Raw genomic sequence first — 15367 nt, 5'->3', positions numbered from 1 at the left:
ACTGAGATCTCTGCGAAAGGAGTCACCCCATGTCAAAGCTCTATCCCAGCATCGACCCCGAGGGGCTGGTCGAGTACTCGGTGGTCTACACCGACCGCTCGCTCAACCATATGTCGCAGGCGTTTCAGGGCGTGATGAAGAACATTTCCAGCACCCTGAAACAGGTCTATAGCGCCCAGGCTGTTGCGGTGGTCCCAGGCAGCGGCACATTCGGCATGGAGGCGGTAGCGCGACAGTTCGCCACCGACCAGCGATGCCTGGTGATACGCAACGGCTGGTTCAGTTATCGCTGGAGCCAGATCCTTGAGATGGGCAATATTCCAGCGGCCACCACGGTGCTGAAGGCGCGACCGGTCGACACCGGGCGCCAGGCTGCCTACGCCCCACCTCCTCTGAACGAAGTGCTGGCAGCCATTGAGGTGCAGAAGCCGCAGATTGTCTTCGCCCCCCATGTTGAAACTTCGTCAGGGATTATCCTGCCCGACGACTACCTGCGTGCTGTCGGTGACGCCGTGCATGCGGTGGGTGGCCTGTTCGTGCTGGACTGCATTGCCTCAGGCACGCTTTGGGTTGATATGCACAAATGCGCAGTCGACTTGCTGATCAGTGCACCGCAGAAAGGCTGGAGCGCGTCCCCTTGCTGCGCCTTGGTGATGTTCAGTGCTTTGGCCCTTGAGCGCATCGAGCAGACGCACAGCAGCAGTTTCGCCTGCGACTTGAAAAAGTGGCTGCAGATCATGCAGGCCTACGAACAGGGCGGCCATGCCTACCACGCGACCATGCCAAGCGATGCCCTGGCGCGATTCAACGAAGTGATGAAAGAGACGCAAGCCTACGGTTTCGACAAGGTGCGTGACGAGCAGCAGGCGCTGGGCGATCGGGTACGCGCAATGTTGACAGGCAAAGGCATCAAAAGCGTGGCCGCGGCCGGCTATCAGGCGCCTGGCGTAGTGGTGAGCTACACCGATGATGCCGATATCAAGAGCGGTAGGAAGTTTGCCAACCACGGCCTGCAGATCGCCGCTGGCGTGCCGTTGCAGTGCGACGAACCGGCAGACTTCCAGACCTTCCGCATCGGCCTGTTCGGACTGGAGAAGCTGCAGAATATTGAGCGTACGGTCAGCACCCTGGAGCACGCACTGGACGAGGTGATGGGCAACTGAATGCCTCTCGACGCGCCGCAGTGGGTTGAAAGCAGTCACTCACGACCGGCTGCTTTCGACCCATAGCAGCCCTTTCAATTTTACCTGCGTTACTTCACGTCGTTGGCCGGCAAATAGCTGGTGTATCCATCCGCTCCTTGAGTAAACCAGGTGGCGGTATCGTCCTGCGCCAACGGCCAGCGGTTTTGCAGGCGGGCCGGGTAATCCGGGTTGGCGATAAAGGGACGTCCGAAGGCAACTGCATCCGCTGCCCCGGTGTCGAGCGTGGCTTGGGCCCGTCGGCTGTCGTAGTCGGAATTCAGGATCAGTACGCCGTTGAACGCCTGCCGGATAGCCGCAGCGACGGGTGCGGTTTCCGATTTGCCGAAGGTGCCGTCCTGCGGTGGCTCCCGCAATTCCAGATGGGCCACGCCAATCTCTGATAACACCTGCGCAGCATGGACAAACAGCGCTTCGGGATGGCTGTCGCGCACGCCCAGATCATAACTGCTGGGCGACAGACGTACGCCGGTGCGTTGTGGGCCAATGACCTCGACCACAGCCTCGGTGACCTCGCGCAAAAGACGAATCCGGTTGGCAATCGGGCCGCCGTAAGCGTCCTGGCGGAAGTTGCTGCCGTCACGCAGAAACTGGTCGATCAGGTAGCCGTTGGCCGCATGTATCTGCACGCCATCGAAACCGGCGGCGATGGCATTGCGGGTCGCGGCGCGGAAAGTTTCGAGCAGCTCTGCAATGTCCTCGACGGTCAACGCCCGTGCCGGCGCATACGGCTGTTTGCCGGCGTAGGTATGAGCCAGGCCGGGGGCGGTGGTTACCGACGCCGAGACCGGTTGGCCGCTTTCGAGAAAACTCGGGTGCACCGAGCGGCCCATATGCCACAACTGGGCAATGATCCGCCCACCAGCAGCGTGTACCGCATTGGTAACCCGGCGCCAGCCGCGAACCTGAGCCTGCGACCAGATGCCGGTGGCGTAGGCCCAGCCCAAGCCCTGCTGGCTGATGCCGATAGCCTCGGAAATGATCAGGCCGGCGCCAGCGCGCTGGGCGTAGTAGTCGGCCATGATCGCGGTCGGTACGTGTTCGCGGGTGCCGCGGCCACGGGTCATCGGTGCCATCAGAATTCGGTTCGGCAGTTCCAGTGCGCCAAGGCGCAGGGGTGAAAAGAGCGTAGTCATTAAGTCTCTCCGGGCTAAAGGGGTGAAGGGATTCAGGCCAGCCGTGCACCGCCATCGATGTTGAGCACGGCGCCGTTCATGTAGGTGTTGTTCATCAGGAACACCACAGCGTTGCCGGCCTCTTCGGCGGAGCCGAGGCGATGCAGGGGCAGGGCTTGTTCCAAGGAGGCGACAAAGGCGTCACGGCCTTCATCCAGGGCTTTGCCGAGAATCGGCGTATCGATCGGGCCGGGCGACAGGGTGTTGACCCGTACCGGTGCCAGCTCCAGTGTCAGGCCGCGGGCCAGGGCTTCCATTGCGGCCGAGGCGGCGGCGAGTACAGCGGTGCCATAGGCGTTGGGACGATCGGCCAGGTTGCCGGAGATGAAGGTGATGGAGCCGCTTTTCGACAGCTTGTCACCGAGAGCACGGATGGCGTGTATCGAGGCCCACATGCGCTCTTCAAAGGCACGGCGCAGGTAGTCCACCTGGGCGTCCAGCACGCGGCCGGCAACAAAACTGCCAGCCAGCAACACTAGGTGATCGACGTGGGGGATATCCGCCAGGGCGGCATAGATGGTTTCGCTGCGGGTTACGTCGGCGGCACGCCACCCGGCCAGGCCGTGGGTGGCTGCGGCGTGTTGAGCGCGTTCGGCATTGGAGCCGATCACGATCACCTCGGCCCCGGCGGCTTTGGTCTGGATAGCCGCCGCCAGGCCGATGCCAGAGGTACCGCCGAAAATCACGACGGTCTGACCACGCAGGTTATTGGGCAATGCAGCGTTGAATTGAGCGGTATTCATGGCGATGTCTCCTTTTGGAATGCCCGGTTGGCATTCAGTGGAGGAGAGACTACGGCGTGGAGGAAGGATTGATAATTGGGGCGTAATTCGCTTTACTCATGCCATGAGGGAACAAATAGGCCTAGACCGCCTTACCGGTCTGATCGCATTTGCCCGCGCGGCATCCTTGGGCAGCTACACGGCGGCGGCCAGGGCGTTGTCCGTTTCGCCGTCGGCTGTGAGCAAGAGTGTGCAGCGGCTGGAAGAGCATTTTGCGCTCAAGCTGTTCACCCGCACCACGCGCTCGCTGACGCTGACCCCAGAAGGGCGCGATCTGTACGAGCGTGCCTTGCGCATTCTTGAAGAAGTGGAGGGGATCGACCAGGCGGCGCTGGCGTCACGGGCAGAGCCGGCGGGCACGTTAAAGGTGACGGCACCCTTGCCCATCGGCCTGAATATCCTCGCCCCGGCATTACCGCTGTTTCGCCAGCGCTACCCCAAGCTGGCAGTGGACCTGCGCCTGGGCGATCAGCATGCGGACATCATCGAGCAGGGTATCGATGTGGCCATTCGGGTCGGCAATCTGGCTGATTCGCGCCTGATCTCCCGCACCCTGGGGCCACACCGAACGGCGGCATTTGCCTCGCCAGGCTACTTGGCAAAGCGGGGTACGCCAACGCACCCGCAAGAGCTGCCGGGGCATGAGTGCGTGAACTTCCGCTATCAGAGTTCGGGGCAGGCCTTGCGCTGGCCGTATCAGGAAGGCGAACGAACGCTGGAGGTTGCGCCGCAGGCAGGCATCACCATCGACCTCAGTGATGCCGTGGCGGCGGTGTTGGCCGCCGGTGGAGGGATTGGTATTTCGCCTTGCTATGTGGCCGCGCCCTACGTCAGGCGCGGCGAGTTGGTGCCGGTGTTGCCGCAGTTCACCGTGGAGCGTTTTCCGATTACCGCGCTCTGGCCGGAAAGCCGGCGTGGCAGCCCCAATGTGAAGGCCTTTATCCAGTTCCTCGGCGAGCTGTTTCCCTCACCCACCCCTTGGGATCAGGTGGTGGCTGAAGCGGCAAGCAACAGCGCCTAGCGACATACCAGCACGCCCACGCTTCTGGTCCGCTCAAATGGCTTATGCGCAGCGCGCTTGCCGCAGGGCGTTCAAGCCTGTAACCGCCACAACAAGCGTCGTCGTAACGGCGAATGCTCCGCCCATGGCCATGGCGCTGACCACGCCCAAGCGGTCGACCAGCAAGCCGCCGAGCAAGGCGCCGATACCAATGGCCACCTGAGCACTGCTGACAAACAGTGCCCCCATCTGCTCCAGCCGCCCTGGCGCCATGCTGAACAACCATGTCTGCATGGCGGCCGGCAGCAGGCCGAAACCCACCCCCCAGAGCATGGTGAAGCCCACCACTACCGGTGTACTGGATGCAAGTACCGCCAGCGCCAGCATCGACAGGCCCATCAACAGCGCGGTAATACCCAGGGTGCCGTCGACGCTGCGGGACAGCGCCCAACTGCCCACCAGGTTTCCGACAAAACCGGCGGCGCCAAAGCCCAGCAGAATGCTACTCACGGCCTCGGTGCTCATGCTGGCCACATTGATCAGGTAAGGCGTGACGTAGGTGTAGGCGCTGAACTGCCCGACGAAAATCAGCAGCACGGCAAACAGCCCCCATTGCGCCCTAGGCAGGCGCAATACGCCACCCAGGCTGCCCAGCCCGAAACTGTTCTGTGCCGGCAATTTCGGCAACAGTCGCATCAACAGCAGTGCCACGGCGACGGAAAACAGCGCCGCCATCCCGAACACCGCGCGCCAGCCTAGCCATTCGCCGGCCAGGGTACCGGCAGGCACGCCGGCCACGGTCCCCATCGATACGCCCGAGAAAATCAGTGATGTGGCCTTGGCGGCCTGCAGCGGCTTCAGTCGCGGTCCGAGGGTGCCGCCGGTGGTCCAGAAACCGCCCACGGCGATACCCAGCAAGATGCGCCCCAGCAGCAGCGTCCCGAGCCCGTCGGCCAGCGCCACTAGCAGGTTGGAAGCCGCCAACAGCAAGAGCAAGGCGCAGAGCACCGTCTTGCGATCGACTCGACGCGCCCAGTGCAAGGTCATCGGTGCGGCGAGGGCCGCTAGGATACCGGGTAGCGAGACCATCAGGCCGGCCTGGCCTTCGCTGATCGCCAGGTCCTTGGCGATAGACGGCAGCAAGCCGACCGGCAGGAATTCGGAGGTCACCAGGGCAAAGGCGCCCAGGCCGATCGCCGCCACGGCGCCCCAGGCCGCGGTGGGGGAAGTGTCTTTTTTCACAAGATTCTCCTGAGGCGGAGCCGGCTGCGGCCGGCCCCGGGATGTCAGCCATGTCGGACCAGGTTTAGCCCAGGCAGCGGGCCGCCAGGGAACTGGGCCAGAAGGCCCTGTACGTGGTCACCCAGATCGATGCCGGCAAAGCCCAGCTTGCCGATCAGCCCGGCCACCTGCTGTTTGGCCTCTGGGTGCAAGCCGGAGTAGAACAGCACGCGCTTGCCGCCTTCGGTATCAGGGGCGGCCAGCAAGGCCGGTCGCAGATGGTTGAAGGCCTTTACCACCCGGGCGCCCGGCAACAGCGCCTCGACCACCTGCGTAGAAGGCACCCCCTGCAGGTCTACCGGCTGGAAAAGCGGCGCCTCGATGGGGTTGTTGGTGTCCACCACTACCCGGCCGTCCCAGTGCGGCAGGTCGCGCACGGCGTCCGGAATCTTCGACCAGTTCACGGCGAGGAACACCAGCTCGGCCTGTGCCGCTTCGGCCACTGTCACGGCGCGGACATTGGGTCCTAAACCGGACACGAGTTCGCTCAGACTCTGCGGGCCACGGCGGTTGGCGACCGCCACCTGCAACCCGGCCTGGACCAGCAAGCGGGCAATGGCGCTGCCAATCGCCCCACTACCAATGATGCCAATGCTCATGGGGTGCACTCCTCAGGCTGTAAAGCCGCCGTCAACCAGCAACTCCGCGCCACTGACGAAAGCGGCGGCCGGGCTGGCCAGGTAAGCCACGGCGGCGGCGATGTCCTGGCCTTCGCCATAGCGCCCCACGGCGATGTTGGGGCGCACGAAGTCCGCCACCGGGCCATCGGCCGGGTTCATATCGCTCGCCGTCGGGCCAGGGTGCACGGTGTTCACGGTGATGCCGCGCGGGCCGAGGTCACGTACCAGGCCGCGGGTGAAACCGCTGACCGCGCCTTTGGTCAGGGTGTAGGCCGAGGCGGTACCGAAGCCTGCGTATTGCACCATGGAGCTGCCGATATGGATGATGCGACCGCCACTGCCCATGTATTTGAGGGCTTCCTGAGTGGCGACGAATACGCCCGTGACGTTGACCGCCAAGATGCGCTCGAAGTCTTCGAAGGCGATCGCCTCCGGTGCGCCCAGCACGCTGATGCCGGCGTTGTTGACCAGGATGTCGACCTTGCCGAACTGCGCGGCCACTTGCTGGATGGCCTGGCGGACGGCGTCGGGGTTGCCGGCATCCGCCGCCACGGCCACGGCCTTGCCACCTGCGCTGTTGATGTCCTGCACGACGGTGGCAGCACGCTCGGGCGACGCGTTGTAGGTAATGGCGACCGTGGCGCCGTCAGCGGCCAGGCGTTGGGCGATGGCCGCGCCGATGCTGCGCGAGCCGCCGGTAACGATGGCCACTTGGCCGAGAAGGGATTGAGTGGTGTTCATGGTGAGTGCCTCAAGTATGTGGTTGGTGAGGCTATGAAACACCCTTGCGCTTAAATCGATTAGTAGGTATTGAGTGGAATCATTTTCAACGAATGCTTGAATTGAACCATGGAAACTCTGGCCAACCTGAATGCCTTCGTGCGTAGCGCGGAGGCCGGAACCTTCTCTGCGGCGGCGCGCCAGCTCGGGCTGACCCCGGCGGCCGTCAGCCGCAACGTTGCGCAACTCGAAGCCAACCTTGGGGTGCGCCTGTTCCAGCGGAGCACCCGGCAACTGGCGTTGACCGAAGCTGGCGAGCGTTTTCTCGCCAGCTTGGGTACCAGCCTGCAGGAGGTGCAGGCGGCGATTGCCGACCTCACCAGCAATGCGGGCGCGCCGGCGGGTGTGTTGCGGGTGTCAGCTGCGCCGTCGTTTGGCCTGAGCTATCTCCTACCGATGATGCGGGCGTTCTTGCAGCAGTACCCGGCAATCACCCCCGAATGGCAGCTCGACAACCGCCAGGTCGACCTGGTGGCCGAAGGTTTCGACGCGGCGATTGGTGGGGGGATCGAGCTTTCGCCCGGCGTGGTGGCGCGGGAGTTGGCGCCTGCGCACCTGGTGCTGGTGGCCGCGCCTGGTTTCGTGACCGCCGGGCGTGCGCTCCGTAAACCGGAACAACTGAACACGGTGGACTGCCTGGCGATGCGCTCGCCGCGCACGGGCAAGGTACGCAGTTGGGTGCTGCAGGGGCGCAAAGGGCAGCAGCACCGGCTGGACCTCAAGGCACGGATGCTGTTCAACGATCCTCAGGCGCTCTGCCAGTCAGCTGTACTGGGCATGGGGGTTGCGCTTCTGGCGGTGCCGGATGTGTTGCAGCATCTGCGCAGTGGTGCGTTGGAGCGCTTGTTGCCGGACTGGTATGTGGATGCGGGCCCCATATCGCTCTACTTCGGCGGGCAGAAACTGCTGCCGGCCAAGACGCGTGTGTTTGTCGACATGTTGGTGGACCAGGCGCGGGAGCAGCAGTGGATGGAGCATTTTGACGCGCGCATCAATTGAGCATTCGCAGGGCGCCCAAAGCCAAACACTTCAATGAAAAGCATCTCATCAGGTCTAGAGCAAGCCTCTCCTCGAACTATGGCGCGAATGATCTCGAACGACGGCTATGGGTCGATATCAGCCACTGGCCGAGCAGTAGCTGCCGGCCAGTTCGATGCGGCCAAAGCTCGCGCCAGCGTCCAAAGGGGTAATGGCTAGGAGGCGGTCGAGGCGTTCCTCCTGCCTACCGCTTTCAGTTTCCAGCAGAAGAAACTCCTCCTTGCTCGGTGCCGTGTACAGATCCAGCGCCCTGGCCGCGAAACTCGGACCATCGAGCAACTCGACCTTTAGGCGGTAGCCGTGCATGCACGCGATCTCGAGGAAATCATGCAGATCGCAGTTCAGGGGCTGATACGGTTTCATCGGGATCTCTCCTGGAAACCTTGCAGTGGAATGATGAAGTAGCCCTGCCTGGCGATGGTGGCTGCCACCTCAGGTTGGGCCGGCTCGCTGTGGCAGAACTGGCAACGGCTCTGCGCCACCTGCGCTTGCGTCACGCCGCGGCTGGCGAGCCAGTCGCGGGCATGACGGGCGGCGAGCGCCTGGTCGTTGCCTTCGATGAGCACGTCGAAGTGCAGGTAGCCACCTTCGGACGTGCGTACGAGGGTATCGAAGACCTGGACGTTCACCGCGGGCTCCTTATTTCAGATCGTCGATGGAGGCGCCGAAGTTCAGGTGCAGGACCTGACCTTCGACCACCAGCGCAGGCACCGACTTGACGCCGGCCTGCTCGGCCTCGGCGACGCGCTGGGCCTGATCGCCGAGGTGCACGACCTCGACCTTGACCTCGGGGGCGAGCAGGGTCCGTGCCGGCACGGCACTGCTTGAGATTTCCCAGGGGCGCATGCCCTGCTGGAAACTCAGCGACCGCTTCGGCATCAAGGATCTTGCCCTGCGCGTGCAGCAGTCCGGGCGTACCGGCTGGTACTACCGGGTGTTGGAGGAGGGGGTGATCTGCGCTGGCGACAACCTGCAGCTGGTCGAGCGGCACCACGCCGATTGGTCATTGGCACGCTTGGCCAGCGTATTGTTCGACAAGCAGGTGGAGCGGGGGTTGCTGCGCGAGTGCCTGACGTTGCCGTTGACGCCCTCGTGGCAACGTACACTGGTGCGGCGCCTGGAGAAGGATGAGGTTGAAGAGTGGGGACCGCGTCTGCAAGGTAAGTGCAGCTACTTATAGCGGTGAGCGCGGCTAAGGGGCGTGGACTACCAAAGTCGTATGGCGAGCGGGCAAAGGCTTTCTACACTCAAATTCTTTACCAGTAGCGTTTTACCTGATCAGCCCTCTTGGCGTCTCTATGAGCGGACTCATGTGCCCTGATTTCGGCGAATTCGAAAAGGCGCTGGATGGCGTGACGGGGAGGTACCTGGATTTCCTGCGGGCCCTAGCGAAAGGAGAGACGAGATGAGCGGCAAGAAAGCATTGATTGTGGTAGATATCCAGAATGACTACTTTCCCGGCGGCCTGTGGACCTTGAGCAAGGTCGAGGCGGCGGCGGCCAAGGCGGCCCAAGTGATCGCGGCGTTTCGCAACAGCGGCGACCTGGTGGTGCATATCCGCCACGAGTTCCCCAGCCAGGACGCCCCGTTCTTTCGGCCCAACAGCGGGGGCGCGCAACTGCACCAGAGCGTGATCAACCAACCGGGCGAGCCGGTGGTACTCAAGCACTACATCAACTCCTTCCGCGAGACCGAGTTGAAGCCAATCCTCGACAATGCCGGCGTGAGCGAGGTGGTGGTGGTCGGCAACATGAGCCACATGTGCGTGGACGGCATCACCCGCGCCTCGGTCGATTTCGGCTACCAGACCACCGTGCTGCATGATGCCTGCGCCACCCTCGACCTGGAATTCGAGGGCGTGAAGGTGCCGGCGGCCCATGTGCATGCAGCCTTTATGGCGGCGCTGAAGTTTGGGTATGCGCCGGTCATCTCCACCGCCGAGTACCTCGGCCAGCACGCGAGGAATGCCGAATGAGGCGCACAAAAGCCATTTTTGGGGGCGCTTAAATTCGCGCAAGACGCGCCTGGTTTAGCGCTCTTCGATTTGGCAACCGACAGAGCGGCAGCCCTTTGCGGATGACGTTGGTATTGATTGCCTGGCACAATCATGAACCGTCGCGGCAGCCGAAGGACACAGAATGTCAAAACTGGAGGCGATTAGCACCTACCAGTCGTCATCCGCATTGCTTTGACTCCTGCCTTGCGCTTGGACACGCTCACCACAGGATAACTCATGGAAGAATTACCCTTCTGGGCTGAATTCGGGACCAGCCTTGCCGTATTTCTGCTACTCGACTGGGCCGTCAGGCCTGAACGCTTGCGCCATTGGCTGGGGATCTTGTGCTGGTGGGTCGGCGTTGTGTCGATCCTCAACCCCTGGGCCTGGGTTTGCCTGTTCCTGGGTTGGCGATTGTGGTACCACTCCGATCGTCACCTGCCGGAATGACTTGCGCCTTTGTAAATGAACAACTGACAAGGAACGTTGAAATGCAACACCCCGGACGACTTTCACCCGATCAGCATGAAGCATTCATGACCCGTTATGGCCCCGCATTCGCTGCGAGTACCTTGCTGTGCATGGTGGCAGCGGGGAGCGGGGTCGCTTTGTGGGGCGGTACGTACCTGCGTACTGTGCCGGATGGTTTGGCTTACATGGCAGCTGGCGCAGTCGCATTGATATTGCTGTTCTCCGCTGGCCAGCTTGCGATGATTCGAGGCTTTCGCTGGGGGCTATGGCTACTGTTACCGAGTCTGGTACTCCCCGCACTCACGGCGATCAGCTTGTTCGGCACCCGCCATGCCGGCGCAATGCAGATGGCGATCCTCACCCTGTCCTTGCTGGGCTTGCTGGTGCTGAACAGCAAACGTCACCGCGCCATGCGGCAGCGCCTGATCGAGCTGCGCTTGCAACGCGCCGGCCTACTCCCGCCGACGCGTATGGACGAATTCCCAGACGGCCCCCCGCCCAAAAAAGCCTGGTCAGCACGTCGATGCTGGTACTGGCCGCGCTTCTTGTCATGGGCAAGATCTATATGCTTTTTTGGGGCTGATACCCGGGTAAGGCAAAACGCGCAGCCAGCCGAACCGCCGCCGCTTCGAACGCCTGCTTCATCTGTTCGACGATATCATCGCTGTGCTCCAACGACAGATAGATCCGCCCGTACGGCGACGGCATCACCAGCAGCCCTTCGGCACGCAGTGCCAGATGCAGCGCCTGGCTGAAGGCGGCATCGCCGAAGGCCGCGGCTTCTTCATAAGTGGACGGCGCACGCTCGGAGGGCCAGATAGCGAATACGTTGCCGTAGCCGCTGGTACTGACGGTGATGCCTTGCGCCTGGAAAATTTCCTGCACGGCCTGGCGCAGGTGCTCGCCGCGTTCGATCAATTGGCGGTAATCGGCCTGGTCCAGTTGCTCCAGCGTACCGAGCACCGCTGCGCAGGCCAGTGGGTTGCCACTGAAGGTGCCACCGCGCAATACCTTGCCTTGCTCGAAACCTTCCAGGATGTGCGGCTTGCCGACGATGGCCGACACCGGTACGCCGTTGCCGATAGCCTTGCCGACGCTGGCGATGTCCGGGTCAAGGCCGGCCTCTAGGCTGGCCAGCCCGGCATGCAGGCGAAAGCCCATCAGCACCTCGTCGCTTATGACCAAGGCGCCATGACGATGGGCCACGGCCTGCACGTGCTGCAGGTAGCCCGGCGCGGGCATGATGCAGCCGGCATTGGCGAGCATCGGTTCGAGGATCACGGCGGCGATGTCTGGGTCTTCACCGAACAGGCGCTCGACGTCGTCAAAGTCGTTGAAGCGCAGCAACGTGGTGCGCGCGGTGGTGGGGCGCTCGCCATTGGCGAACGCGGCTTCGGGCGAGCCCACGTTGCCGAAGCTGACATCGTCGAACCAGCCATCGAAACCGGCCGCCATCTTGGCGATGCGCCCGCGTCCGGTATACGCGCGCGCGGCGCGGCAGGCCAGGTGCACGGCCTCGCTGCCGGAGTTGGTGAAGATCACCCGGCTGAGCGCGCCGGTATGCGCCGCCAGCGCACTGGCGGCGGCGTGCTCGCGCACGTGGGCCCAGGACGGCGAGGCGGAGTCGGCCAGGGCCTCAGCCACCTGGGCATTGACGTCGGCATTGGCATGGCCGAGCAGTACAGCGCCGAAGCCTAGCGCGGTGTCGATGTAGCAGCGGCCTTGGTCGTCCCACAGGTAGGGGCCCTTGCCGTTGCGGATGAACAGGGCCTGGCCGTCGAGTGCCGGGAGGATGCGGGCGGCGCTGGAAACATCGCCTATTAGATTGCGCATGTGTACCTCTGTCTTGTTATGCGGTGCAGGCCTCAGCGGGTGTTCCATGGGCTGCTGGCGAGCTTCTGTTCGAGGAAGTCGCGGAACACACGGATGCGTGGGCTGAGGTGTTTGCGGTTGGTGTAGATCATGTAGATCGGTTCGACGCTGTCCTGCGCATAGGTTTGCAGCAGGGGCACCAGGCGGCCTTCCTGGATGTCCTGGCCGATATGGAACTCGGCCAGGCGAACGATGCCGGCGCCGCCCAGCGCCAGGTCGCGCAGCAAGTCGCCCTGGGCGAAGGTGGCCTTGGGCATCACCGGCACGGTCACCACCTGGCCATCGACCACGAAGGCCCAGGTGTTCCACGCGCTGCTGAAGCCGAAGGAAAAGCAGCTGTGCTGCAATAGCTGCCCAGGGTGTTCAGGCGTGCCGTGCGCGGCCAGATAGGCGGGCGACGCGCAGATGACCCAGCGGCTCTGTCCGATCTTGCGGGCTATGCGCGAGGAGTCGGGCAGCACGCCGCTGTGGATGGCCACATCCAGGCCCTGGTCGAACTGGTCGCTGAATTGCGCGCCGACCTGGATATCCACGGTTAGGGCCGGGTAGGCGCTGAGGAATTCCGGCAGCCAGGGGATAATCTGGTGCTTGGCGAAGGTGGTCATGGTGTGCACCCGCAGGGTGCCGCTGACGCGGGTGGGGAAGGCCTCGGCCAGCGAGTCGGCTTCGGCCATGGCGTTGCTCACCGCGCGGGCGCTGACCAGGTAAGCGGCGCCTTCCTCGGTCAGCGTCAGGCTGCGTGTGCCGCGCTGAAACAGACGCACCTGCAGGCGGTCCTCCAGGCGCGAAATCAGCTTGCTGATGGCCGACGGGGTCATGCCGCAGGCACGCGCCGCCGCGGAAAAGTTGCCGTGTTCGGCGGCGCCCAGGAAGGCCAGCAGTTGTGAGTAGTTGTCCATGTTCTGCCTCCGGTAATCAGCAGAATGCTGGCAGCGCCGCGTGGGGGTGGCAACCCGGGATGGGTTTAGATCGGTAGATCAGCGAATGAACTGCTCGATGTAGTCGTCGGGCAAACCCAGCGATTTGTAGTGGGCGCGGGCGGTCTCCAGTTTGGTGAACACATCCTCGTAACCCACGGCCACTCCTTGCGGATCGACATAGGTATAGCCGCCCTGCACGTGAAACCAGGTGATCATCTCTTCGACGTCTTCGGGTACGAACAGGGTGTGGGTTTCGCCTGGCGGCTCGAAGGCGAACGATCCTTCCTCGGCGATCCAGTCATGTTCCAGGTAATACCAGCGGCCCTTGAGCACCAGCGCATGCACGCCGCCGGTATGGCGATGGCGCGACAGCACACCGCTCTGGCGCACCCGCAGCAGGTTGATGTAGTAACCACCGGACACGCTCAGCAGCAGCGGTTTGAACGACACCGAAGCGGTGACCGGCACCCACAGCTGGTCGTCTTCGAGCCACTTGCCGAGGACGCCGGGGTGGACCATGTCGGGGGACATGAACGGCACTTGCGGCAGTTGGTAGGGGATGGCCAGTTCGTCAGGTTTGGGGGCAATGCTCATGAGGGCTTCCACAGTTGTTTTCTTGGAGTGCCCGGCCTGCTCTAGGCCGGGGTTGCAGCCAGGTTAGGGCTGAGCAGCAGGGTGAAAAAGGGGGTGCTCGGCACAGTCGCTGTGACGGCTGGTCACGGTGTGCTAGCTTCGAACTGCAGCGCGCTGCGCTGGGCCGACAGCGCGGGTTGGCTCTTCTGCAGGTAAGTACCGATGGCTACCAGCACCGCTGTCAGCCCCAGGGTGCTGAGCAGCTCGGCCCGTTGCCCGGGGAACGCCGCCATGATCGCGAACACGCTGACGATCAGGGCGATGGTGAACAGCGTCAGCCACGGGAACAGCCACATGCGCACTTCCAGCTGCTTGCCCAGCGCCACCAGCTTGCGGCGCATGCACAGCTGGGTAATGGCGATCACCAGGTACATCAGCAGGGCCAGCGCGCCGCTGGTGGCCAGCAGGAACTGGAACACCTGGGCCGGCAGCAGGTAGTTGGCGGCCAGTGCCGCGAGCGCAGCGGCCGAAGTGAGGGCGACGGCCAGCAACGGCACACCTTGAGCAGTCGTGCGTGACACCGCTTCGGGCGCATCGCCCCGACGTGCCAGTGAATAGGCCATGCGCGAAGCGGTGTAGATGGCCGAATTCAGGCAGCTGGTGACCGCCACCAGCACCACGATGCTCATGATGCCCGGCGCCCAGGGGATGTTCATCGCGCTAAGTACCGCCTGATAGGAGCCCTGCGCCAGCCCCGGTGCATTCCACGGGATCAAGCACACCACCACGAACATCGAGCCGAGGTAGAACAGGCCCAGGCGCCACACCACGGCGCGGATGGCCTTCTTGATATTGGCTTTGGGATCACGCGATTCGGCGGCAGCGATGGTCACCACCTCGCTGCCCTGGAAGCTGAACATTGCTGTCAGCAGCGCGGCGACGATGGCCACGTTGCCGTTGGGCGCGAAACCGCCGTTGGCGTACAGGTTGGCAATTCCGCTGGTGGACGAGCCGGGCATCAGCCCACAGATCGCCAGCACCCCGAGCCCGATGAAGCTGACGATCGACACCACCTTGAACAACGACAGCCAGTACTCCAGCGTGCCGAACGAGCCGACACTGAGGCTGTTGCAGGCGATCAGCACTAGCGTCATGGCGAAGGCGGTGAGCCAATGCGGCAAGCCCAGCCAGTCCCCGAGGATGTTGCCGGCGACGATGGCCTCGATGGCTATCACCAGCACATAGAACCACCAGTACAGCCAGCCGATGGAAAACCCTGCCCAGCGCCCGATGGCCTGGTCGGCGTACGAAGAGAACGAGCCCGTGTCCGGCCGCGCCGTGGCCATTTCGCCGAGCATCTGCATCACCAGCACCACGATCACCGCCGCGATCACATAGGCCACCAGTACCGCCGGCCCTGCCGCAGCAATGGCATTGCTGGACCCAACGAACAGCCCGGCGCCAATGACGCCGCCGATCGAGATCATCGTGACCTGCCTGCCTTTCAAGCCAGTCCCCAGCTTGTTGTTTGTCTTGTCTTGATCGCCACGCATCGGCTTGCACCTCGGTTGCACGCTTGTTGTTGTCATGGGCCGCTTGTTGTGCGGCCTTGCTGGGGTAGCTTACGGGGCGTGGTGGCGGGGGATTAGCCGTTGGG

17 protein-coding genes and 1 pseudogene are annotated in these 15367 nt (G+C 63.4%); 6 read left to right on the top strand and 12 right to left on the bottom strand.

Annotation, left to right across the window (positions count from 1 at the left end; translation table 11 throughout):
• The first annotated feature begins 29 nt into the window (after positions 1 to 29).
• Positions 30 to 1163 (top strand): pyridoxal-phosphate-dependent aminotransferase family protein, encoded by a 1134-nt coding sequence (locus ACZ6YA_RS19240; RefSeq protein WP_465898678.1) that lies wholly within the window; start codon positions 30 to 32, stop codon positions 1161 to 1163.
• Positions 1164 to 1252: 89 nt separating this feature from the next.
• On the opposite strand, the gene ACZ6YA_RS19235 is transcribed toward ACZ6YA_RS19240, so the two are convergent.
• Positions 1253 to 2338 (bottom strand): alkene reductase, encoded by a 1086-nt coding sequence (locus ACZ6YA_RS19235; protein ID WP_465898677.1) that lies wholly within the window; start codon positions 2336 to 2338, stop codon positions 1253 to 1255.
• A gap of 32 nt (positions 2339 to 2370) precedes the next feature.
• Positions 2371 to 3120: an SDR family oxidoreductase gene (locus ACZ6YA_RS19230; protein ID WP_465898676.1), complete on the bottom strand. Its 750-nt coding sequence runs from the start codon at positions 3118 to 3120 to the stop codon at positions 2371 to 2373.
• A 103-nt stretch (positions 3121 to 3223) separates the two neighbouring features.
• Here ACZ6YA_RS19230 and ACZ6YA_RS19225 point away from each other — a divergent pair, with 103 nt between their 5' ends.
• Complete coding sequence (locus ACZ6YA_RS19225; protein WP_465898675.1) at positions 3224 to 4180, top strand: LysR family transcriptional regulator; 957 nt, start codon at positions 3224 to 3226, stop codon at positions 4178 to 4180.
• Between the two features lie 42 nt (positions 4181 to 4222).
• On the opposite strand, the gene ACZ6YA_RS19220 is transcribed toward ACZ6YA_RS19225, so the two are convergent.
• The 3 genes from ACZ6YA_RS19220 to ACZ6YA_RS19210 are packed head-to-tail and all read right to left on the bottom strand — an operon-like array spanning position 4223 to position 6801.
• Entirely contained in the window at positions 4223 to 5401 is a 1179-nt protein-coding gene (locus tag ACZ6YA_RS19220) for an MFS transporter (protein ID WP_465898674.1), read from the bottom strand.
• Between the two features lie 44 nt (positions 5402 to 5445).
• Positions 5446 to 6039, bottom strand: a complete 594-nt coding sequence (locus ACZ6YA_RS19215) for an NADPH-dependent F420 reductase (protein ID WP_465898673.1) — start codon at positions 6037 to 6039, stop codon at positions 5446 to 5448.
• Positions 6040 to 6051: 12 nt separating this feature from the next.
• Positions 6052 to 6801: an SDR family oxidoreductase gene (locus ACZ6YA_RS19210; RefSeq protein ID WP_465898672.1), complete on the bottom strand. Its 750-nt coding sequence runs from the start codon at positions 6799 to 6801 to the stop codon at positions 6052 to 6054.
• Positions 6802 to 6909: 108 nt separating this feature from the next.
• Between ACZ6YA_RS19210 and ACZ6YA_RS19205 the strand changes: the two genes are divergently transcribed.
• Positions 6910 to 7839, top strand: a complete 930-nt coding sequence (locus tag ACZ6YA_RS19205; RefSeq protein WP_465898671.1) for a LysR substrate-binding domain-containing protein — start codon at positions 6910 to 6912, stop codon at positions 7837 to 7839.
• A gap of 117 nt (positions 7840 to 7956) precedes the next feature.
• On the opposite strand, the gene ACZ6YA_RS19200 is transcribed toward ACZ6YA_RS19205, so the two are convergent.
• Genes ACZ6YA_RS19200 through ACZ6YA_RS19190 form a run of 3 tightly spaced genes read right to left on the bottom strand, consistent with a single transcriptional unit; the run spans position 7957 to position 8724 of the window.
• Positions 7957 to 8241 carry a Rho-binding antiterminator gene (locus ACZ6YA_RS19200; RefSeq protein ID WP_465898670.1) on the bottom strand — a complete coding sequence of 95 codons (285 nt, stop codon included), beginning with the start codon at positions 8239 to 8241 and terminating at the stop codon, positions 7957 to 7959.
• Entirely contained in the window at positions 8238 to 8507 is a 270-nt protein-coding gene (locus tag ACZ6YA_RS19195; protein ID WP_465898669.1) for a DUF2024 family protein, read from the bottom strand. The genes ACZ6YA_RS19200 and ACZ6YA_RS19195 overlap by 4 nt, the downstream gene beginning before the upstream one ends.
• Before the next feature lie 10 nt (positions 8508 to 8517).
• Positions 8518 to 8724 carry a hypothetical protein gene (locus ACZ6YA_RS19190; protein WP_465898668.1) on the bottom strand — a complete coding sequence of 69 codons (207 nt, stop codon included), beginning with the start codon at positions 8722 to 8724 and terminating at the stop codon, positions 8518 to 8520.
• On the opposite strand from ACZ6YA_RS19190, the pseudogene ACZ6YA_RS19185 reads away from it, so the two are divergent.
• The 3 genes and pseudogenes from ACZ6YA_RS19185 to ACZ6YA_RS19175 all read left to right on the top strand — a co-directional run.
• Positions 8678 to 9058, top strand: a pseudogene (locus tag ACZ6YA_RS19185) (MOSC domain-containing protein); the annotation flags it as partial. The gene ACZ6YA_RS19190 and the pseudogene ACZ6YA_RS19185 overlap by 47 nt on opposite strands.
• A 225-nt stretch (positions 9059 to 9283) precedes the next feature.
• Entirely contained in the window at positions 9284 to 9853 is a 570-nt protein-coding gene (locus ACZ6YA_RS19180) for a cysteine hydrolase family protein (protein ID WP_465898667.1), read from the top strand.
• Between the two features lie 258 nt (positions 9854 to 10111).
• Positions 10112 to 10324, top strand: a complete 213-nt coding sequence (locus tag ACZ6YA_RS19175) for a hypothetical protein (RefSeq protein WP_465898666.1) — start codon at positions 10112 to 10114, stop codon at positions 10322 to 10324.
• 582 nt (positions 10325 to 10906) lie between these two features.
• Here ACZ6YA_RS19175 and ACZ6YA_RS19170 read toward each other — a convergent pair.
• The 4 genes from ACZ6YA_RS19170 to ACZ6YA_RS19155 form a co-directional block, all read right to left on the bottom strand.
• Positions 10907 to 12178 carry an aspartate aminotransferase family protein gene (locus tag ACZ6YA_RS19170; protein WP_465898665.1) on the bottom strand — a complete coding sequence of 424 codons (1272 nt, stop codon included), beginning with the start codon at positions 12176 to 12178 and terminating at the stop codon, positions 10907 to 10909.
• A gap of 32 nt (positions 12179 to 12210) precedes the next feature.
• Entirely contained in the window at positions 12211 to 13116 is a 906-nt protein-coding gene (locus tag ACZ6YA_RS19165) for a LysR family transcriptional regulator (protein WP_465898664.1), read from the bottom strand.
• 78 nt (positions 13117 to 13194) lie between these two features.
• Positions 13195 to 13731, bottom strand: coding sequence for a 2,4'-dihydroxyacetophenone dioxygenase family protein (locus ACZ6YA_RS19160; RefSeq protein WP_465898663.1), 537 nt, complete (start codon positions 13729 to 13731; stop codon positions 13195 to 13197).
• Positions 13732 to 13853: 122 nt separating this feature from the next.
• Entirely contained in the window at positions 13854 to 15263 is a 1410-nt protein-coding gene (locus ACZ6YA_RS19155; protein WP_465898662.1) for an amino acid permease, read from the bottom strand.
• Between the last annotated feature and the right edge of the window lie 104 nt (positions 15264 to 15367).

Source organism: Pseudomonas sp. NPDC090752 (assembly GCF_055584805.1).
Note: the sequence above shows the minus strand (reverse complement) of the source record. Positions and strands in the feature narration are given on the sequence as shown.

Coding starts and splice junctions, on each gene's coding strand:
- ACZ6YA_RS19230 (WP_465898676.1), bottom strand. CDS start 3,120: ATGAATACCGCTCAATTCAACGCTGCATTGCCCAATAACCTGCGTGGT.
- ACZ6YA_RS19235 (WP_465898677.1), bottom strand. CDS start 2,338: ATGACTACGCTCTTTTCACCCCTGCGCCTTGGCGCACTGGAACTGCCG.
- ACZ6YA_RS19160 (WP_465898663.1), bottom strand. CDS start 13,731: ATGAGCATTGCCCCCAAACCTGACGAACTGGCCATCCCCTACCAACTG.
- ACZ6YA_RS19190 (WP_465898668.1), bottom strand. CDS start 8,724: ATGCGCCCCTGGGAAATCTCAAGCAGTGCCGTGCCGGCACGGACCCTG.
- ACZ6YA_RS19225 (WP_465898675.1), top strand. CDS start 3,224: ATGAGGGAACAAATAGGCCTAGACCGCCTTACCGGTCTGATCGCATTT.
- ACZ6YA_RS19170 (WP_465898665.1), bottom strand. CDS start 12,178: ATGCGCAATCTAATAGGCGATGTTTCCAGCGCCGCCCGCATCCTCCCG.
- ACZ6YA_RS19200 (WP_465898670.1), bottom strand. CDS start 8,241: ATGAAACCGTATCAGCCCCTGAACTGCGATCTGCATGATTTCCTCGAG.
- ACZ6YA_RS19180 (WP_465898667.1), top strand. CDS start 9,284: ATGAGCGGCAAGAAAGCATTGATTGTGGTAGATATCCAGAATGACTAC.
- ACZ6YA_RS19240 (WP_465898678.1), top strand. CDS start 30: ATGTCAAAGCTCTATCCCAGCATCGACCCCGAGGGGCTGGTCGAGTAC.
- ACZ6YA_RS19205 (WP_465898671.1), top strand. CDS start 6,910: ATGGAAACTCTGGCCAACCTGAATGCCTTCGTGCGTAGCGCGGAGGCC.
- ACZ6YA_RS19165 (WP_465898664.1), bottom strand. CDS start 13,116: ATGGACAACTACTCACAACTGCTGGCCTTCCTGGGCGCCGCCGAACAC.
- ACZ6YA_RS19155 (WP_465898662.1), bottom strand. CDS start 15,263: ATGCGTGGCGATCAAGACAAGACAAACAACAAGCTGGGGACTGGCTTG.
- ACZ6YA_RS19215 (WP_465898673.1), bottom strand. CDS start 6,039: ATGAGCATTGGCATCATTGGTAGTGGGGCGATTGGCAGCGCCATTGCC.
- ACZ6YA_RS19210 (WP_465898672.1), bottom strand. CDS start 6,801: ATGAACACCACTCAATCCCTTCTCGGCCAAGTGGCCATCGTTACCGGC.
- ACZ6YA_RS19175 (WP_465898666.1), top strand. CDS start 10,112: ATGGAAGAATTACCCTTCTGGGCTGAATTCGGGACCAGCCTTGCCGTA.